General features: G+C 79.0%; 10 protein-coding genes. All 10 read left to right on the top strand.

Annotation, left to right across the window (positions count from 1 at the left end; all coding sequences use genetic code 11):
- The first annotated feature begins 18 nt into the window (after positions 1 to 18).
- The 10 genes from AC2TDM_RS07090 to leuA all read left to right on the top strand — a co-directional run bounded on the left by AC2TDM_RS07090 (position 19) and on the right by leuA (position 20,574).
- Complete coding sequence (locus AC2TDM_RS07090; RefSeq protein ID WP_484636215.1) at positions 19 to 1,536, top strand: alpha/beta hydrolase family protein; 1,518 nt, start codon at positions 19 to 21, stop codon at positions 1,534 to 1,536.
- 146 nt (positions 1,537 to 1,682) lie between these two features.
- Positions 1,683 to 2,645, top strand: coding sequence for a PP2C family protein-serine/threonine phosphatase (locus AC2TDM_RS07095; RefSeq protein WP_090032932.1), 963 nt, complete (start codon positions 1,683 to 1,685; stop codon positions 2,643 to 2,645).
- Entirely contained in the window at positions 2,642 to 4,057 is a 1,416-nt protein-coding gene (locus AC2TDM_RS07100; protein WP_484636216.1) for an FHA domain-containing protein, read from the top strand. Before AC2TDM_RS07095 ends, AC2TDM_RS07100 begins: the two co-directional genes overlap by 4 nt.
- A 5-nt stretch (positions 4,058 to 4,062) precedes the next feature.
- The gene (locus AC2TDM_RS07105; RefSeq protein WP_484636217.1) at positions 4,063 to 6,024 is read left to right on the top strand and encodes a serine/threonine-protein kinase; all 1,962 of its coding nucleotides are present in this window, start codon (positions 4,063 to 4,065) and stop codon (positions 6,022 to 6,024) included.
- 26 nt (positions 6,025 to 6,050) lie between these two features.
- The gene (locus AC2TDM_RS07110) at positions 6,051 to 12,335 is read left to right on the top strand and encodes an Ig-like domain-containing protein (protein ID WP_484636218.1); all 6,285 of its coding nucleotides are present in this window, start codon (positions 6,051 to 6,053) and stop codon (positions 12,333 to 12,335) included.
- A 120-nt stretch (positions 12,336 to 12,455) separates the two neighbouring features.
- Positions 12,456 to 13,421 carry an AAA family ATPase gene (locus AC2TDM_RS07115; RefSeq protein ID WP_425319173.1) on the top strand — a complete coding sequence of 322 codons (966 nt, stop codon included), beginning with the start codon at positions 12,456 to 12,458 and terminating at the stop codon, positions 13,419 to 13,421.
- Between the two features lie 7 nt (positions 13,422 to 13,428).
- Positions 13,429 to 14,739 carry a DUF58 domain-containing protein gene (locus AC2TDM_RS07120; protein ID WP_484636219.1) on the top strand — a complete coding sequence of 437 codons (1,311 nt, stop codon included), beginning with the start codon at positions 13,429 to 13,431 and terminating at the stop codon, positions 14,737 to 14,739.
- Entirely contained in the window at positions 14,736 to 17,225 is a 2,490-nt protein-coding gene (locus AC2TDM_RS07125; protein ID WP_484636220.1) for a transglutaminase-like domain-containing protein, read from the top strand. Before AC2TDM_RS07120 ends, AC2TDM_RS07125 begins: the two co-directional genes overlap by 4 nt.
- Entirely contained in the window at positions 17,222 to 18,466 is a 1,245-nt protein-coding gene (locus AC2TDM_RS07130; RefSeq protein ID WP_090032936.1) for an FHA domain-containing protein, read from the top strand. The genes AC2TDM_RS07125 and AC2TDM_RS07130 overlap by 4 nt, the downstream gene beginning before the upstream one ends.
- A 401-nt stretch (positions 18,467 to 18,867) precedes the next feature.
- Positions 18,868 to 20,574 carry a 2-isopropylmalate synthase gene (gene leuA, locus AC2TDM_RS07135; RefSeq protein WP_484636409.1) on the top strand — a complete coding sequence of 569 codons (1,707 nt, stop codon included), beginning with the start codon at positions 18,868 to 18,870 and terminating at the stop codon, positions 20,572 to 20,574.
- Positions 20,575 to 20,639 lie beyond the last annotated feature (65 nt).

Here is a 20,639-nt window from a genome sequence, read left to right on the forward strand (position 1 = left end):
GTCGACCCGCACCGCGGCGTGCCCGCGACGGTCGGCGGGACCGCGGTGGCGCTCGTCGTGCTCGCCGTCGTCGGGTCCCTGCTCGGCCCGCAGTGGGCGCCGACGCCGCTGACCGATCCGCTGGAGGTCGCGGCGACCGGCACGACGGTGACGGGGGCGCCCCCGACGGCGGGGTACGCGACGACGCAGCGCGTGGTGGACGTGGTGCTCGACGGGGCGACCGTGCGGGCGCAGGTCACGGCGCCGGTCGGGGCCGGCGACGACCTGCCCGGCGTCGTGTTCGTGCACGGCGCGGGGACGGGCCGGTTCGTCCAGGCGTTCCGCGCGCAGGCCGAGGCGATGGCGCGCGCCGGGGTCGTCGCGATGGTCCCGGACAAGCGGCTGGACACCTACACGCTCCGGCACCGCGACTACGAGGCGATGGCCGCCGACTACGCGCGGTCCGTCGCGGTGCTGCGGGACCAGCCGGAGGTCGACCCGGCGCGGGTCGGCGTGTACGGGGAGAGCGAGGGCGCGTGGATCGCGCCCGTGATGGCCGCACGGGACCCGGGCCTGGCGTTCGTCGCGCTGGTGTCCGCGCCGGTCGTGCCGCCGCTGCAGCAGGCGGCCTTCGCGGCGGACTCCTACCTGCGCAACACCGGCGTGCCGCAGCAGGTGTTCCGCGCCATCCCGCGCGCCGTCGGGCTGTCGCTGCCGGGCGGCGGCTTCGAGTACGCGCGCTTCGACGTGACGCCCTTCCAGCGCCGCACGACCCAGCCGCTGTTCGTCGCCTACGGCACCGGGGACGCGTCCATGCCGCTGGTCCAGGGCGCGCAGCGGATCATCGCCGACGCCGCCGTGGCCGGGAACGTCGACGTCACCGTCCGCTACTACGCCGGCGCGAGCCACGGCCTGCGGGTGCACGGCGAGGTGTCGGCGGACTTCCTGCGCGACCTCACGGGCTGGGTCGCCGGCCTGCCCGCGACGACCGGCAGCGCCCCCCGCATCGCCGGTGCGCAGCCCGTGCAGACCTACCTGGCCGGACCGGTGCCGCAGCCGCGGTGGCTGCGCGACGGGACGGTCGTGCTGGGGACGGTCGCCGCCGGCGCCGTGCTGCTGCTGCTCGCGCCCGCGGCGGTCGGCGTCGACCGGGCCCTGGACCCGTGGCGGCGCCGACGGGCCGCGCGGCACGGCACCGCGCCGGTGCTGCGGCGGTTCGCCGCCGGCATCCGCGACCCGCTGCTGGTCCTGGCGCTGGCCACGGTGCTGACGGTCGCCGCGCTCGTCTGGTACCTGACGTCCGTGGCGCAGCTGGCGCTGGACTACGAGCGCAACGCGCTGGTCGTGCAGGGCGGGTGGGTGCTGGTGCGCGTCGTGGGGCTCGTCGCGGTGGTCGCGGGCGTGCTGCTGGTGCGGCGCGTGCGGGCGCTGCGGCGCGCGGGGCAGCGGGCGGCTCCCGGGGCGGTCCGGGCGGGGGCGCTCTCGCTCGTCGTCGTCGCGGCGGCGGTCCTGCTCGTCGTGCTCGCCTACTGGGGCGTGTTCCAGCTGGGCATCTGAGGTCCCGCCGCCTCCGCCCGCCGCCACCGCCCGTCGCCGGCCGCCGCCGGCCGGCCGCGGTGCCCGGGATCCGGTGATCGTTTTCCCTCACGGCCTCGGCCCCCCGACCGATGGGTGGGCGACGGCTGCCGGGCGGGAGGGGTGCGATGCGGACGCAGTGGGGTTCGGCCACCGACCGCGGCGCGGTGCGGGAGGTCAACGAGGACGCCCTGCTGGCGCACCCCCCGGTGTTCCTCGTCGCCGACGGCATGGGCGGGCACGACGCGGGTGACGTCGCCAGCCGCATCGCGGTCGAGGAGTTCGCCGACCTCGCGGGCCGCGGGGCCACGCCCGACGACGTGCACGCCTGCTTCCTGCGGGCCGCGCACCGCATCCGCACGGAGTTCACCGGCGGCCGCCAGGGCGGCACGACCGTCGCCGGCGTCGTCCTCACCCACGACGGCGGCCGTCCGCTGTGGCTGGTCCTCAACGTCGGCGACTCCCGCGTGTACCGGGTGACGGCCGACGGGCTGGTGCAGGTGAGCGTCGACCACTCCGTCGTCGGCGAGCTCGTCGCCGCCGGCGGCCTCGACGCCGCCGGAGCCCGGACGCACCCCGACCGGCACGTGCTCACGCGCGTGCTCGGCAGCACGGAGGTCGTCGAGCCGGACTACTGGCTGCTGCCGGCCGCCGAGGGCGACCGGCTGCTCGTGTGCTCCGACGGGCTCACGCGCGAGCTGCACGACGAGGACGTCGCCGCCCTCCTGGCGCACCCGGACCCCCAGGCCGCCGCGGCGGCGCTCGTGGACGCGGCGGTCGGGCGCGGGGCGCGGGACAACGTCACGACGGTGGTCGTGGACGCCGTCCCGGCCGGGCGCACGGCGACGGGCGTCCTGGTCGGCTCGGTCGGCGCGGCCCGGGCGGGGACCGGCCCGGTCGTCGGCCCGGCCGGTCCCGGCGTCCCCCCGGCCGACGGGTGGGACGACGCGCGGGACGGCGTCACCGTCCCCCGGACCCCTCGTCCCCGCCCGTCCCTCGAACCCGGCGCGGTGGCCCGTCCGGACGTCGTCCCGTCCTCGCCGCCCGTCCCGACCGTCCCGCCCGTCCCACCGCCCGGAGGTGCCGCATGACCGCCTCGTACCTGCCCGGTCCCTGGTGGGCCGTCGTCGGGCCCGGCGCGGTGGTCGTCGTCGAGCCTGCGGCGCCCGTCGCGCTCGTGCAGCGGCTCTGGGCGGCGGTCGAGCACCGGGGGCCCGTCGGGGTGGAGGCGGGCGACGAGCCGACCGGCGACGAGCCGGCCGGCGCGCAGGGCCTGCTCCGGGTCCTCGAGGTGCTCGCCCGCGACGGCCTGGGCGCAGTGCCCGCGTTCGCGGCCGTCGAGCTGCGCGACGGCACGGCCCACGTGGCCGCGCGCGGCGTGCTCGTGCACGTCGCCGGGGACCGGACGACCGGCGACGTGGACCCGGACGATCGCCGGGCCGCCCACGCGCACGACGCCGGGCTGCCGGTCGTCGTCGTCGACGGGCGCGGCGCGCTCACCTGGTCCGAGCGGTCGGTGCCCGGTGCGGGGTCGGTCGAGCTGCGCCCCGACGGCGTCGCCACGGGGACGGACCACGCGGCGGGCGACGGCGCGGCGGTCCTCTGGCCCGTGCACGCCGGCGTGGTGCGTGCGGCGACGCTCCGGCTGGGGCCGGTGGCCGCCGTCGTCGTCGAGCCGCCGTTCGCCGCCGTCGCCGCGGACCCCGAGGACGCCACCGCGGGCACGGCAGACCCCGAGCTGACCGTCGCGGCCGTGCCGGAGCCCGTCGTGGCGCAGCCCGTCGTGCTCGAGCCCGTCGTGCAGGAGACCGTCGTGCGGGAGCCCGTCGTGCGGGAGCCCGTCGTGCCGGAGCCCGTCGTCGTGCCGGACGTCGTGGTGCCGGAGAGCGTCGTCCTGCCGGACGTCGCCGTCGCCGAGGTCCCGGCTGTCCCTGCCGGGGCTGCTCCCGAGCGGGCCGTGACCGGTGCGGCGGCCCTCGTCCTCGACGACCACGACGGCATGACGATCCTCACCGAGGAGCTCGACGAGATCCGGCGCCTGCTGCCCGGCTGGGCCGCCGACCACGCGGCGCAGACCACGGCCGACCTGGACGCGCTGCTCGCACCGGCGCCCGCGCCGGACCTGCCGCCGGCCGGCGCGGTCGAGCCCGGTCCGGTGCCGCCGCGGCGCCCCGTGCTGGAGCTCTCGACGGGTGCGCTCGTCCCGCTCGACCGGCCGGTGCTCGTCGGGCGCGCGCCGCAGGTGACGCAGGCGACCCGCTCGGGCCTGCCGCGCCTCGTCGCCGTGCCGAGCCCGACGCACGACGTGTCCCGCACGCACGCGCAGGTGCACGCCGAGGGGCCCCTCGTCCTCGTGACGGACCTGCACTCGACGAACGGCGTCGTCGTGCGCGCGCACGGCGAGGAGGTCGTCCTCGAGCCCGGGCGCCCGACGCCCCTGACGGAGACGGACCTCGTCGACCTCGGCGACGGCGCGACGCTGCGGGTGCGGTGGGAGGACTGACGCCCGTGCCCGCCGACCTGTCCGCGACCGTGGCACGCGCCGCCGGGCCCGCGGGGCCCGTCGTCCCCGTGGAGCCCGGGCCCGCGGTCGTCCCGCCCGTGCTGCCCGGCCTGCGCTTCCTGCACCCCCTGGGCCGCGGCGGGTCCGCCGACGTGCTCTGCTACGAGCAGGAGCACCCGCGGCGGCTCGTCGCGGTCAAGGTGCTGCACGCCGCGCCCGCGCCAGAGGTCCGCGCACGCTTCCTGCACGAGGCGGACCTGGCCGCGCGCGTGTCGCACCACCCCTCGATCGTCACCGTGCACGCCGTGACCTCGACGGAGGACGGGCGCCCGTGCCTCGTCCTCGAGCACTGCCCGGGGCCCTCGCTGGGCGACCGCTACCGCACCGAGCGCCTCGAGGTCCCCGAGGTGCTGCGCACGGGCGTGCGGCTGGCCTCCGCGGTGGAGACGGCGCACCGCGCCGGCATCCTGCACCGCGACATCAAGCCGGCCAACGTGCTCACCACCGACCTCGGCCGGCCCGTGCTGACGGACTTCGGGATCGCCGAGCACCGGCGCGCGGCGGGAGCGGCGGGCGCCGCGGGCCTGTCGGTGCCGTGGGCGCCCCCCGAGCTGCTGGCCGACGGGTCCGAGGGCGACGAGCGCTCCGACGTGTGGAGCCTGGCGGCCACGCTCTACTCCCTGCTGGCGGGGCGGTCGCCGTTCGAGGTGCCCGGTGGGTCGAACACGGCCGTCGACCTCGTCCAGCGCATCGAGCGGGCCGCGCTGCCCCCGACGGGCCGCGCCGACGTGCCGCCCGCGCTCGAGGCCGTCCTCGCGCGCGCCATGAACCGGGCGCCGGCGCGGCGGCACGGCTCCGCGCTGTCCGTCGCGCACGCGCTGCAGCAGGTCGAGCACGAGCTCGGCCTGCCCGTCACCGCCGTCGACGTGCAGGGCGAGGACGGCGAGGGGCCGCTGGTCCTGCCGACCTCCGCCCGCCGTGCGGGCGCCGCCGCCGGCCCCGTGCGGACGCCCGGCGGACTGCCCGCCGGGGCTCGGGTCTCCGACCCGGTCGCGGCGCCGGTACCGGTCCCGCTGCCGCAGCCGCGCTCCGACGAGGACCTGCCCGACGTCACCCGGGCGCGCGCGCTGCGCCTGGCCGACGACGAGCCCGCCGGCGCGTCGTCGCCCGTCCCGGGGGCGGGCACCCCCGGCGGCACGAGCCGTGGCGCCCCCGCACCCGTGACTCTCGCCTCGGCCGACACCGGTGCCGCCCGGTGGCGGCCCCGCCCGTCCGCCGCTCCCGCACCCGCCCCCCCGGCACCGCAGCCGACCCCGCACGCGAGCGTGGACGGCGCGGTCAACGCCCGCGACGCCCGCGACGCCCAGGGTGTCGTCCCCGCGCCGGACGGGCTCGACGACGCGCCGACGGTCCTGCGCCGGGCCGCCACCCTCGCGCCGTCGGCCGTACCGGACCCGACCGCACCCGCCGCGGCCGTCGCGCCGGCCGTCGACGACCGGCGCACGGGGCCGGAGCACGTCCGGCCCGCCGCCGGCGCCCCCGCTCCGGCGACGACCCGACGGCGTCCGCGCCGGTTCACCCGGGCCGGTGCGATCACCGCGGTCGTCGTGCTCGTCGGCCTCGGCGTCGCGTCGCTGCTGCGGCCGCCCGGGTCCGGGCCGGACGGCACCGGCGACGCGCTGACCGCGCCCGCCGACGGCGGCCTGCGCACCGAGGTCGTCCCGGCGCCGTCGGGCCTGTCGGGCGAGGTGCTCGCCGACGGCACCGTGCGGTGGACGTGGACGCGCGAGCCCGCCCGGGACGGCGACTTCTGGCAGTGGGCGCCCGTCGACGGCTCGGCGGCGCCGGTCGACGTCACGGAGCCCGTCGCGCTGGTGCCGGCGTCCGCAGGGCCGTGCGTGGCGGTCTCGCTCGTCCGCGTCGACCGGCAGGCCTCGGCGTCGCCCGCGGTCGCGTGCGCGCCGTGAGGCGGCCGGCAGCCACCGCCCGGCGGGTGACCGCGCGACCGACGGCCCGCCCCACGGGCCGCGCGGCGGTCCTCACGGCGGTCCCGCCGCGGCTGCGGCGCGCGGCGGCCCTGGTGACGGTGCCCGTGCTGGTGGCGGTGCTCGCGCTCGTCGGGCGCGGGGTGCCGACGACGACGCTGGACCTCGACGACGGCGGGGTGTGGCTCACGGCCACCGACCTCGGGCGGCTGGGCCGCTGGAACGTGCCGGTGCAGGACCTCGACGGCGGGCTCGTCGCGACGGGGACGGCGGTCGACGTGCGGCAGGACGGCGCCGACGTCCTGCTGCTCGAGGCGACCGGGCCGGCGCTCGTCGACCCCGCGACCGTGACGGTCGCGGCCTCCGCGACCGCACCGGGCGCCGCGGTCGCGCTCGCGGGCGGCACGGTGGCGCTCGTCGGCCCGGAGGGCGGCCTGTGGGTCCGCACGCCGGCGACGCTCGGCGGGCTCGACACCGGCACGACGCCCACGGACGCGGACCTCGGGGCCGGCGGCCGGGCCGTCGTCACCCCGTCCGGCGCGGTGGTCGCCGTCACCGCGTCGGGCGAGCTGCTCACCGGCGTCCCGGCGCCGACCGGCACCGGCGCGACCCTGCGGCCCGCCGACGCACCCCTCGCGGACCTCACCGCCGACGCCCGCGACGGCGCCGCCGACGCCGACGACCCCGTCGCCCAACCCGTCGCCCGACCCGTCGACGCGCTGACCGCGGTCGGCGAGGTCCCCGTGGCGCTGGCCGGCAGCACCCTGCGCACGCCCGCGGGAGCGGTCAGGCTGACCGGCGACGACCTCGTCCTCCAGCAGCCCGGCCCCGCGGCCGGCACGGTCCTCGTCGCCTCCCGCACGGCCCTGCTCGAGGTGGCCCTCGACGGCTCCCGCACGGTCGAGCACCCGGCCGGTGGCGACGGGGTGCCCTCGGCGCCCGTCCGCGTGGCCGGCTGCCTGCACGGCGCCTGGGTCGGCGCAGCCGGCACCGGCACCTCGCTGCAGGCCTGCGGCGGCGCCGCCGACGAGCGGACGCCGCTGGAGGGCGTGGGCGCCGGCACCGACCTCGTCTTCCGCGTCAACCGCTCGCACGTGGTCCTCAACGACACCCGCGCCGGCCGTGTCTGGCTGCCCGGGGTCGACGCCGCGGTGCGCACGCCCGACTGGCTGCAGGCGGTCCCGGAGGAGGACGACGGCGACGACGACGGCGACGCGCAGGGCGACCTCAGCACCCCGGTCGACGAGGCCGCGTGCACGCCCGAGTCCGCGCCGCCGCGCGCGGTCGACGACGACCTCGTCGTGCGCGCCGGCCGCACCACCGTCCTGCCCGTCCTCGACAACGACGTGGCCAGCGCGTGCGGGCTGCTCGTCGTCACCGAGGTCGAGGCGCTGCCGGCGGCGGTCGGTCGGCTCGAGGCCGTCGACGGCGGCCGCCGGCTCCAGGTGACCGTGCCGCCCGACGCGCAGGGCGCCGCGGAGGTGCTCTACACCGTCGCCGACGGCCTCGGCACCTCGGCGCCCTCGACCGCGACGCTGCGCCTGACCGTGGCGGCGGAGGGCGCCGACGGTCCGCCGGTCCAGGAGACGCGCCCCCACCTCGTCGTCGAGGTGGGCGGGCAGGCCGCGCGGGACGTCCTGGCCACCTTCCGCGACCCCGACGGCGATCCCCTCCAGCTCGTGGGTGCGGCACCGGAGCCGACCGGCGCAGGTCCGGCCGCGGGAGCGGCCGCCGGGCCGGCCGCCGGGCTGACCGTCCGGTCCGAGCCCGGGGGACGCGTGACCGTGGCGGCGGCGCCCGGTGCGGCGACGGGCACGGCCACGGTGCACCTGCAGGCCTCGGACGGCAGCTCCGTCGTCGACGGCACCCTCGAGGTGGAGGTGCGCGCCGCGGGCGCGGCCGGCCTCGCGCTGGAGACCCTCCTCGTGCGGACCTTCGTCGACGAGCCCGTCGTCGTGGAGCCGCTGACCGCGCTGCGGCGCCAGCCGGCGGGGGAGCCGCGGCTGGCGGCGGTCGCCGACGCGCCGGGCGTCGCGCTGACGACCGACCTGGCCGGCGGCCGCTTCACCGCCCGGGCCGCGCGTCCGGGCACCTACGACGTCGGCGTGACGGTCGCGGTGGGGTCCGCGCAGGCCGAGGGGCTCGTCCGGGTCGACGTCGTGGCCCGGCCCGAGCAGGACGCGCCGCCGGTCGCGGTGCCCGACGTGGCCCTCGTCCGGCCGCTGGGCTCCGTGACGGTCGACCCGCTGGCCAACGACGTCGACCCGGACGGGGGCGTCCTCGTCCTGGGCGCCGTCCGCGTGCACGGCGGCGCCCCCGTCGACGTCCAGGTGCTCGAGCACCGCTTCGTCCGCGTGGAGCCGACGCGGGAGCTGGCGGCGCCGGTCGAGCTGGAGTACGAGGTCTCCGACGGCACGACGACCGTGCGGGGGCAGATCACGGTGCGCCAGGTCCCGGTGCAGGCCGCGCCGCGGCCCCCGGTCGTCGAGCCCGTCACCGTGGCGGTGCGCACGGGGGGCGTCGTCACGGTGCCGGTGCTCGACCACGCCACCGACCCCGACGGGGACGCGCTCGCGCTGGCCCCCGTGCTCGCCGAGCCGTTGCCCGACGGGGACGGCCTGCTCTTCGTCGCGGGCGACGTGCTGCGCTACCAGGCGCCGGCGCGTGCGCTCACCACGCACGCCACGGTCACCGTGACCGACGGGACGCACGCGGTCTCGACGCGGGTGACCGTCGTCGTGCACGCGTCCGACGCCGCGACGAAGGCCCCGCCGGAGCCGCGCGCGCTCACCGCCCGGGTCTTCGCCGGCGAGACCGTGCGCATCGCCGTGCCGCTGGTCGGCATCGACCCCGACGGCGACGGCGTCACGCTCCTCGGCGCGGACGGCGTGCCCGCCCGCGGGCGGGTGGTCGCGACCGGTCCGGACTGGCTCGAGTACGAGGCGATGTCGGGCGAGCACGGCACGGACACGTTCACGTACGCCGTGGAGGACTGGGTCGGCCAGCGCGCGGTCGGGGCGGTCCGCGTGGGCGTCGTGCCACGCCCTCCGGGTGCCGCGGACGTCTCCGCGCGCCCCGACGACGTGCTCGTGCGGCCCGGGCAGCGCGTCGAGGTGCGCGTGCTGGCCAACGACGTCGACTCCGGCGGCTCGCCGCTGACCCTGAGGCCCGACCTCGTGCTCACCGACGCCGCGACGCAGGCGGTGCCCGTCGACGCGAACGCCGCGGTCGTCGGCTCGCGCGTCGTCGTGGACACGCCGCCCCGCGACGCCGTCCTGCACGTGACGTACACCGCGGACAACGGCCGGGGCAGCAGCAGACGAGGGCTGCTCACCGTCACCGTGGCCGCCGACGCGCCGGTGCTGCCGCCCGTCGCGCGCGACGTCGTCGTGCCCGCCGCCGACACCCGCGACCGCACGCAGGTCGCCGTGGACGTCCTGGCCGTGGCCGCGAACCCGAGCGGCCCGCTGGAGGACCTGCGCGTCACCGTGCCCGCCTCCGTCGCCGACGTGGCGCGGGTGGACCGGTCGGGCCGCGTGGTCGTCACGCTCGTCGAGCACGCGCAGACCGTGCCGTTCCTGCTGACCAACACGGCCGCGCCCGCGGGGACGCCCGGGTCCTGGGCCTTCGTGACGGTGCCCGCGCTGGGCTTCTTCCCGCCCACCCCGCGTCCGCGCGCCCCGGAGCTGCGCGTCGCGGAGGGCGGCGTGCTCACCATCGACCTCGACGAGCAGGTGCAGGTCGCGCCCGGCCGCCGGCCCAGCGTGGCCGGCACCGTGCAGGCCAGCCGGTCCGCCGGAGCCCCCGTGGTCCTCGACGGGCGTACTGTGCAGTACACGCCCGCGCCCGGGTACGCCGGGCCCGCGTCGGTCAGCGTGCCGGTCTCGGACAGGACGGGCCCGGACGACCCGCACGCGCGCCTGGCGACCGTGACGCTGCTCGTCACCGTCTACGCCGTCACCGACCACCCGCCGACGTTCGCCGCGGACGTCCTCGACGTCGTCGCGGGCGGGGACGCGGTCGAGATGGACCTGAACCGCTGGGTGCACGGCCCCGCCGGCGCCGACGACGCGGCGCAGGGCTTCACCTTCACGCTCGCGGCCGCGGTGCCGGCCGGGTTCCGGGCGACCGTGGACGACGACGTGCTGCGCGTGTCCGCCGACCCGGCGACGCCGCGGGGGAGCACCGCGCGCCTGTCGCTGCTGGTCGGCTACGGGCGGGCGGGCCTGCTGCCCGTCGAGGTCGAGGTGCGCGTCCTGGCGAGCATGCAGCGCACGGCCAGGGTCGCGGACCGGACGGTCGTCACCGCGGCCGGGCGGCCCGTCGTCGTGGACGTGCTCGCCGGCGCCTACAACCCGTTCCCCGGCACGCCGCTGGAGGTCGTCGGGGCGACGGTCGACCCCTCGGTGGACGCCTCGGCCGGCGTCGCGGCGGGCACCGCCACCACCGACGGCACGACCGTCACGGTGGCGCCCGCGCCCCGCGGGTCCGGCACGGTCGTCGTACGGCTGCGGGTGCGCGACGCGACGCACGACCCGCAGCGCGAGGTCGCCGCGACCGTCACGGTCGTCGTGCGGGACCGTCCCGACGCCCCGGGCACGCCCGCGGTCGTCGAGGAGGGCGACCGCACGGTGGTGCTCGCCTGGTCGCCGCCCGACGCGCACGGCGACCCCGTGACGGGCTACCGCGTCGTCGCCTCGCCCGGCGGGCTCGAGCAGGCCTGCGCCGGCACGACGTGCACGGTCGGCGGCCTGACCAACGGGCAGACCTACACGTTCACCGTCGCCGCCCGCAACGGCGTCGACTGGTCCGAGGCGAGCGCGCCCTCCGCACCGGCGCACCCGGACGCCGTGCCCGGCGCCCCGGGCACCCCGGTGGCCACGCGCGGCGACGGCAGCCTCGTCGTGGAGTGGACCCCGGCCCCGTCCACCGGCTCACCGGTCAGCGGGTACGCCGTCGAGCTGAGCCCGGCCCCGGTCGGGGGCCCGGCCACCACGACGGTCACCGGGACGCGGGTCACGCTGCCGAGGCTGACCAACGGCACGGCGTACGCCGTGCGGGTGCGCGCGACGAACGCCGCCCCCGCACCCGGCCCGTGGAGCGCCTGGTCGGTGCCCGTCAGCCCCGCCGGCGTCCCCGCGGCGCCCGCCGTCACCGCGACGCGGCAGGAGAGCGCGGCGGACGGCGAGGCGACCGTCGAGGTGGCGTGGGCCGCGCCGGCCGGCAACGGCGACGACGCGCTCACCTACCAGGTCCGGGTCGACGGCGGTGCGCCGGTGGACGTCGGCACCGCGCTGGCCTGGACGATCACGGACGCGGTGCGCGGCCGCACCTACGCCGTCGACGTGCGGGCCCGCAACGTGGCCGGCACCGGGCCCTGGGGAAGCGCGACGGGGGAGACGTGGAGCGCCCCGGGCGCGCCCGTGCCCGGCACGGCGGCGGCGGTCGAGCCCGCGGCCGGGGTGCCCTGGGGCCGGGGCGTCGCGCGCTGGACCTGGACGCCGCCCGCGTCGGCCGGCGGGGCCTCGCTCCGCGTCGCGCGCTACGAGCTGGAGGGCTGCACGGCCGACGGTGCCACCGCCTGCACCCGGACGGACCTGATGGCCGGGACCGTCGACGGGGCGCGGGTGCGGGTTGTCAACGACCGCGGACTGGCGGGTCCGTGGACGGAGCTGGGGCAGGTCGTCGTGCGCACCGCCCCGGACGCGCCCGCCGTGGACGTGGGCCCGGGGACCGCGGTCGACGAGGTGGCGGTCGCCGTCACCGAGGGCGGTGACGGCGGGGCACCGGTGACGGTCCGGCGCTGGCGCGTCGACGGCGGCCCCTGGCGCGAGGGCCGACCGCCGGCGGTCCTCGAGGCGGACGGCGGTGCGGCGTCCGTGGCGGTGGAGGTGCTCGTCGGCAACGCGCTGGGCACCGCGACGGGCGCCGGCTCGGGCGAGCCCCGCAGGCCGAGCCGTCCCGACGAGCGGGAGGTCCGGGTCGCGGCGACCCCCACGGCGACGGGCACCCGTCTCGTGCTCACCTGGGACGGCGGCGGGACCGGCGGGCGGGCGATCGACGCCTACGCCGTCCGGGTGCTCGGTCCCGGGTCCGTCGAGCTCGCCGCCGACGAGGTGGACGGCCGGACGACGACGGCCCGGGTGGACGTGCCGTCGGAGCGGGCCGCGCCCGGGTCGACCGTGACGGTCCAGGTCCGCGCCCGCAACGCGCAGGGGTGGGCGGACTGGTCGTCGCCCGGCACGCACGTCGTCCTGCCCGACCCCGTCCCCGCCGACCCCGTCCTGCCCTGAGCCGTCCCGCCCGAAGTCCTCCAGCCCGGCCCGCCCCGGCCGATGGGCCGGCTGGGACCGGGGGACCGGTCCCGCGGGGGCCGGCCGGCACGGGCGGCCCCGCAGGACGGCAGGAGAGGGGTGCGCCACGTGGACGCCGAGCAGGGCGCCTGGTTCGCCGAGACGTTCGACCTCCTGGTCGCCGGGGTCGGCCAGGTGGTGCTGGGCAAGGAGCGCACCGTCCGCACGGCCCTCATGGCCATGGTCGCTGAGGGGCACCTCCTGCTGGAGGACGCCCCGGGGACCGGCAAGACGTCGCTGGCGAAGGCGCTCGCGGCGTGCGTGCAGGGCACCCACAGCCGCATCCAGTTCACCCCGGACCTGCTGCCCTCCGACGTCACGGGCGTGAGCGTCTGGGACCAGGGCCGGGGGCGCTTCGAGTTCCACCGGGGCCCCGTCTTCGCCTCCGTCGTCCTGGCCGACGAGATCAACCGCGCGTCGCCGAAGACGCAGTCGGCGCTGCTGGAGGTCATGGAGGAGGGCAACGTCACGGTCGACGGCGTCAGCCACCCCGTCGGCACCCCGTTCATGGTCATCGCCACGCAGAACCCCGTCGAGCAGGCGGGCACGTACCGCCTGCCCGAGGCGCAGCTCGACCGGTTCCTCGTGCGCACCTCTCTCGGCTACCCCGACCGCGCCGCCACGCTGGAGATCCTCGCGGGCGCCCGCGACCGCACGGGCGACCTCGAGCCGCTCGTCACCACCGCCGCCCTGGGGGAGATGAGCGCCATCGCGGGGCGCGTCCACGTCGACACGGCGGTGCTCGACTACGTCGCGCGGCTCGTCGAGGCGACGCGCGAGGACCCGCGCACGGTCCTGGGCGTCAGCGTGCGCGGTGCGCTGGCCCTCGTGCGGTGCGCGCGCGTCTGGGCGGCGTCGGCGGGCCGCGGGCACGTGCTGCCCGCGGACGTGAAGGACCTCGTCGGCCCCGTGCTCGCGCACCGGCTCCTGCTGACCCCCGACGCCGAGCTCGACGGGGTCGGCGCGCACGACGTCGTCGCCGACGTCCTCGAGCGGACCCCGGCGCCGACCGTCCGCCTGGTGTGAGGCGCCCGTGACGTCCACCGCCCCGACCGTGCGGGTGACGCCCGCGGGCGCGCTCGCGCTCGTCGTCGTGCCCGCGGCCGCGGTCGTGCACCGCGTCCTGGGCTGGGCCGAGGCGGGGGCCCTCGCGGCGGGGCTCGGCCTGGTCCTGGCCGTCGCAGCGCTCGGCGTCCTCGGGCGGGCGCCCTACGCCGTCACGCTGTCGCTGGGCGACGCGCGGGCGGTCGTCGGGGGGCGGGCCGTCGGCGCGGTGCGGGTCCGCAACCGGTCGCGCCGCCGCACCCTGCCGCACCGGCTCCGGCTGGCGGCCGGGTCCGGCCCGGGCGCGGAGCTGGCCGTGCCGGCCCTGCCGCCCGGCGAGGGCTGGGAGGAGCTGCTGGTCGTGCCGGCGCCGCGCCGCGGACGGGTCGTCGTCGGGCCGGTCGCCGCCGAGCGGGGCGAGACCCTCGGCCTCGTGCGCCGGACCGTGCGGTACGCGCCCGCCGTCGAGGTGCTCGTGCACCCGCGGACGCTGGACCTGCCGGCGGGCCGCGCCGGTCTCCTGCGGGACCTCGAGGGCGTCGCCGACCGCGCGAGCGCCGACCTGTCCCAGTCCTTCCACGCCCTGCGCGAGTACGTCGCCGGCGACGACCGCCGCGCCATCCACTGGCGCTCGAGCGCGCGGCTGGGCACGCTCCTCGTCCGGCAGGACGAGGACGTGCGCCGCACGCGCGTCCTGCTGCTGCTCGCGGAGGACCCCGCGCTCTGGGCGGACGCCGACGAGGTCGAGACCGGCGTGTCCGTGCTCGCGTCCCTCGCGCTGCAGGCCATGGCCGAGGGCCGGGAGGTCGCCGTCCTGGCCGGCGACGAGCGCCTGCCCACGACGACCCGCACGGCCCTGCTGGACGCGTGCGCCCGGTTCGAGGCACCCGTGCCCCCCGCGGGCGACCGCCGGGACGTCGCCCCGCCGACGGCGGGCGGGGCCGACGACCCCGCGGACGCCGGACCGCTCGACGCCGTGGCGCGCCGGGCGCGACGGCACGGCGGCGGATCCGCGCTGGTCGTGGTCGTCACGGGCTCGACCGCCGCGCCGCACGCCCTCGTCCGGGCCGCCCACGCGGCGCCGGCGGGCGCGCGCGCCGTGGTGCTGACGTGCGGCGACGGGCAGCGCCCCGACGAGCAGCGCGCGGACGAGCAGCGCCCCGACGATCAGCGCCCCGACCGGCGGCACCCCGACGGGCAGCGGCCGCGGGCCCGGGCGCACGCCGCCGGGCACCGCGCGGTGCTGCGCGTCGCGGCGCTGGCCGACCTGCCGGCCACCGTCCGGGCGGGTGCGGCGTGAGCGCGGGGCCCCGCATGCTGGACCCGGTCGTGGTCACCGCCCCGTCGACGGCTTCCTCGACGGTCTCCTCGACCTCCCCCTCGACCTCCCTAGCGGCCGGTGCCGCGGGACCGGCACGACGGGCGGCGGTCGTCGACCTCGTCGCCGGGCTCGCGGCGCTGGGCGTCGCGCTGGCGCCGCTCGTCGCGCTGCACGGCGGCACGGTGGCGGTGCCGGCGCTCGTCGGGGGCCTCGCAGCCGGCGCCGGCGTCGCGGCCCTGGCGGCGGCGCGGCGATGGTCCGCACCGGCCACGCTGCTGGCGGTGCTCGTCGTCCACCTTCTGGCCGGCGGCGCGCTCGCGGCGCCCGGCACGACGGTGGCCGGCGTCGTGCCGACCGCGGCGACCCTGCGCGCCCTCGGCCCCGGCGTGCTGGACGCCCCGCACGCGCTGCTCACGCTCACCCCGCCGATCGGCGGCGACGGGGAGGTGCTGCTCACCGCCTGGGTGCTCGCGCTCCTCGGCGCGGCGGCCGTGGCGTCCGGGGCGCTGCGGTCGTCGGCCCGCGGCCTCGCACGGGCGGCCGTCGTGCTCGTCCCGCCGCTCGTGGCGGCCGCCGTCGCCCTGCTCGGCACGGCGACCCCCCGGCCGGCGCCGGCGGTGACGGGCGCCGCGCTCGCGGGGCTGCTCGTCGCCGGTGCCGTGCTCCGGCGGCTCCCACGGGCGGGCGCGGCCGCGACCGCGCGCACCGCCCTCGTCGGCGCCCTGGCCGTCGGCCTCGCCGTCGGCGGCGGCGTCGCCGCGGGCGCGGGCGGCGCGGCGGGGGGCGCGCGCTTCGTCCTGCGCGAGCACGTGGTGCCCCCCTTCGAGCTGCGGGACCGCCCGAGCCCGCTGTCCTCGTTCCGCGCCCTCGTCGCCCGGGACGACGAGGTGCTGCTGCGCGCGACCGGGCTCGTCCCGGGAGCACGCGTCCGGCTGGCGACCCTCGACCGCTACGACGGGACGGTCTGGGGCGTCGCGGGCGGATCGGGCACGGGAGGGTCCGGGGTGCTGCGGCGCGTGGCGTCCGGGACCCCTCTCCCGCCGCGCGCGACGGGCCTCGCCCCGACGCGCGGTGCAGGGACGCGCGAGGTGACCGTGCGTCTGGAGGCCGCGGGGCTGCGCGGGGTCTGGCTCCCGACGGTCGGCCGGACGACCCAGGTGACGGCGGGGGCCGGTGTCGAGGCGACCGACCTGCGCTGGGACGACGCCACCGGCACCGCGGTCGACGCCGGCGGCCTGGCCGCGGGCGACGCCTGGACCGTCCGCGCGCTGGTGGACCCGGTGCCCCCGGACGCCCTGGTCGGGGACGCGCCGCCCGCCGACGTGCCGCTGCCCGACGTCACCGGCGTCCCCGAGGCCGTGGGCGCCCGCGCCCAGGAGGTCGCGCGCGGGGCCGGTGCCCCCGTGCAGGTCGCTCGCGCGCTGTCCGCCTGGCTCACCGACGAGGGCTGGTTCAGCCACGGGCTCGTCGCCACCGGCGACCACCCGTCGGCGCCCGGCCACGGTGCGGCCCGGCTCACCGAGCTCGTCGGGGGCGACCTCATGGTGGGCGACGACGAGCAGTACGCCGCCGTCCTCGCGCTCATGGCGCGGCGCGTGGGGCTGCCGAGCCGCGTCGTCGTCGGGTTCGCGCCTACGGACGAGCAGCTCGCCGCCGGCACGGTCGCCCTGCGCGGCTCCGACGTGCACGCGTGGGTCGAGGTCGCGCTCGCGGGCTGGGGCTGGGTGCCCTTCGACCCCACCCCGCCGCGCGAGCGCACCCCGCAGGAGGACCGCACGAGCGCGCCCGACGACGCCCAGCCGCAGGTGCGCCAGCCCCCGCCCGCCGAGCCCGAGGCGCAGGCACCGCCGGAGGAGGACACCGAGCAGCCGCGCACGGGGCGCCGGGACGTCCCCGCGCCGGAGGGCACGTCGTGGCGCGCGGTCGCGGCCGTCGTCGGCGTCGTCGGCGGGCCCGCGCTGCTCCTGCTGGGCCCGCCGCTGGCCGTGGTCGCGCTCAAGGCGTGGCGACGACGACGCCGTCGGCGCGGGCCCGACACCGTCCGGCGCGTCGCGGACGGGTGGCAGGAGCTGCTCGACCGGGCGCGCGACCTCGGGCACCTGCCGACGCCCTCCGCCACGCGCGAGGAGGCGGCCGAGGCGCTCGTCGCCGCCGTGCTGGCGCGCCGCGGGCGTCGCGCCGGACGGGCCGATGCGCCGTCCGCCGCCGCGCGGCTGCACGCCTCCGCCCGTGGCCTGGCGCGCAGCGCCGACGCCCACGTCTTCGCCCCCGGCCGCCCGACGCCCGCCGAGGCGGACGCCGTGTGGGCCGAGACCGACGGCGCCCTCGCCGCGCTCGACGCGGTCCTGCCCCCGCTGCGACGCCTGCGCGCCCGCGCCGCCGTCGCGTCCCTGCGTCGCACCCGGCCGGTGCGCCCGCGGTCCCTCGTCCGACGTCCCGCCGTCCTGCCTGGAGCCCTGCGATGACCACCACGGTCGAGCCCCGCCCGTCCTCGTCCGCCGCCGTGCGCGCCGGCGCCTCCGCCGGTGCCTCCGCCGCCGCACCCGCCTCCGCCGCCGCCTCCGCGGCCGAGTCGTTCGCGCCGGATGCGGTAGCGGCCGAGGTGGTCCCGCCCGACGCGGTCGCGCCCGTCCCGATGCCCGTCCCGGTGCCCGTCCCGATGCCCGTCTCGGTGCCCGTCCCGGTGCCCGTCCTCGCGCCCACCCGTGGCCTGCGCCGGTGGCGCCTGGCGCTGGCCGAGCGGCGCCGCCGGCGGGAGGACGACGCGGCCTGGATCCGGCGCGCCGCGGGGGTGGACGAGCCCGGCGCCCGCCCCCGGCCCTCCTGGCCGGCACGGGTCGACGGCCCGACGGGCGTCACCACGGCAGCGGCGTCGTCGGGCGGCCCCGGGCCCGTCCCGGGCGGGGCCGACCCGGTCGTGCCCGACGCGTGGTGGGAGGCCGTCGCCGAGCGGGAGCTGCCCGCGCGCGCCGCCCGCCCGCTGCGTCCCGCGCGCCCCGCCCGTGCGTCCGACGAGGTCGAGGCCGCGCTGACCCGGCTGCTCGTCCTGCCCCCGGACCTCGGCGGCGGCGCGGGAGCCCCCGACGGGCACCCCTGGGCCGGCGGTGCCCCCGACGGCCCGACCCTCCCCGAGGTGCTCGGCGGGCCCGCGACCGGCGCCCGCATCACGTTCCCGCACGTGCCGTCCGGTCCGGTCCGCGCGGTGCCGGCGTCGTCCGTGCGGGACTCGTCGGGCGCGCCGTCGGTGCGGTCGGTGCCGTCGTCGGCCCCGGACGCCGACCTCGAGGCGCTCGGCCCGGTCGCGCTCACCGTGCGCCGGCCGGCCCCGTCGTCGGCCCCGCAGGTCCCGCCGGTCGACGGCTCGGGGAGCGCGTCGCCGGCCGCCCGGCTCGTCACCGCCGACGGGCGGCAGGTCGTCGTCGGCGGCACGACGCTCGTCGGGCGGCGGCCCGTCCTCCGTGACGGGGTGGAGGTGCTCTGCCTCCTCGACCCGGCGCGGGCGGTGTCCAAGACGCACCTGCAGCTCGCGGTCGACCCCGGCGGCCTGTGGCTGACGGACTGCGGCTCGACGAACGGCACCCTCGTCGAGCTCGCGGCCGGCGGCCGGGTGCAGGCCGTGCCGGGCGTGCGCGTGCGCCTGCACGTCGGCGACGAGGTGCGGCTGGGGGACCAGCGCCTGCGCGTGGACGCGGTGCCCGTGGCGTGACCACCGGCGACGGCGGTGCGATCACGGCGTGCACCACGGCGAGCGACCACGACGTGCGACCACGGGCGCACGGACACGGGCGCACGACCACGACGTGAGGTCGACGTCACCGGTGCGGCGGACGGGCGGTAGGGTCGCCCCCATGACCGCCCGCACGCCTCGTCGAGCGCCGCTCGGCCATCCCCTGCGCGGCCTCCTCCTTCTCCGCCGCGACGAGGTCCTCTAGGCCGCACCCTCGTCGCGGAGCCCCTGCCGACGGCTGCCCCCGACGAGCACGGACCGAGGACACGATGAGCGAGACCACGACCCCCCAGCACGCCGCCCGACCTGTCGACGAGCGTCCCGGTGGCGACCTCGTCGCCGCCGCGTACGACGACCGCAACCGGCAGCGCCCCTCCGGGATGCCGGCGCACCGCTACCGCCCGTTCCACGAGCAGATCCGCGTCGACCTGCCGGACCGCACGTGGCCGGACCGCCGCATCGAGACGGCCCCGCGCTGGTGCGCGGTCGACCTGCGCGACGGCAACCAGGCCCTCATCGAGCCGATGAACCCTGCGCGCAAGCTCGAGATGTTCGAGCTGCTCGTCGCGATGGGCTACAAGGAGATCGAGGTCGGGTTCCCCGCGGCGTCGCAGACCGACTTCGACTTCGTCCGCATGCTCATCGACGAGGGCCGCATCCCCGACGACGTCGTCATCCAGGTGCTGACGCAGGCGCGCGAGCACCTCATCGAGCGCACGTACGAGGCGATCGCCGGCGCGAAGCAGGCGATCGTGCACCTCTACAACTCCACGTCCGTGCTGCAGCGCGAGGTGGTGTTCAAGAGCGACGAGGACGGGATCCTCGACATCGCCGTGCAGGGCGCCCGGTTCTGCAAGAAGTACGCCGAGCTCGTGCCCGACACCGAGGTCTTCTACGAGTACTCCCCGGAGTCGTACACCGGCACCGAGCTGGAGTACGCGGTCCGCGTCGTCAACGCCGTGCTCGACGTGTGGGAGCCGACGCCGGAGCGCAAGGTCATCGTCAACCTGCCGGCGACGGTGGAGATGGCCACGCCGAACGTCTACGCCGACTCCATCGAGTGGATGGGCCGCCACCTGCACCACCGCGAGAACGTCGTGCTGTCCCTGCACCCGCACAACGACCGCGGCACGGCCGTGGCGGCCGCGGAGCTGGGCTACCTGGCCGGCGCCGACCGCATCGAGGGCTGCCTCTTCGGCAACGGCGAGCGAACCGGCAACGTCGACCTGGTGACGCTGGGCCTCAACCTGTTCAGCCAGGGTGTGGACCCCCAGATCGACTTCTCCGACATCGACAGCGTGCGCCGCGTCGTCGAGCGCTGCAACCAGATGCCCGTGGCCGACCGCCACCCCTACGGCGGCGACCTCGTCTTCACGGCTTTCTCCGGCTCCCACCAGGACGCCATCAAGAAGGGCCTGGACGTGCTGGAGGCGAAGGCCGCGGCGGCCGGCACGGACGTGTCCCAGGTGGAGTGGGCGGTCCCGTACCTGCCCATCGACCCCAAGGACGTCGGCCGCTCCTACGAGGCGATCATCCGCGTGAACTCCCAGTCCGGGAAGGGCGGCATCTCCTACCTGCTCAAGTCCGAGCGGGACCTGGACCTGCCGCGCCGGCTGCAGATCGAGTTCTCCCAGGTGGTGCAGCGGCACACGGACGCGCACGGGACCGAGGTGACCGCCGACGACCTGTGGCAGATCTTCAACGACGAGTACCTGCCGGTGGAGCACGGCGGTCCGCTCGCGCCGTGGGGCCGGTTCCGGCTGCTGGGCACGCAGGTGTCCTCGGGGCACGACGGCCCGGACGCGTTGACCGTCGAGCTGGCGCAGGACGGCCAGGTCCGGACCCTCGAGGGGTCGGGCAACGGGCCCGTCGCGGCGTTCGTCGACGCGCTGGGCGCCGTGGACGTGCGGGTGCAGGTGCTGGACTACGCGGAGCACGCGCTCTCGTCGGGCGGGGACGCGACCGCCGCCGCGTACGTCGAGTGCGCGATCGGCGACCGGACGCTGTGGGGCGTCGGCATCGACCCGTCGATCACCACGGCGACGCTCAAGGCCATCGTCTCGGCCGTCAACCGCGCCGCCCGCTGACCCGGCGGCGGCGCCGCCGGCGTCGTCGGACCCCGGCCGGACCCGAGCCGTCCGTCCCGGAGGTC

This window comes from Cellulomonas sp. plas2, from assembly GCF_057221735.1.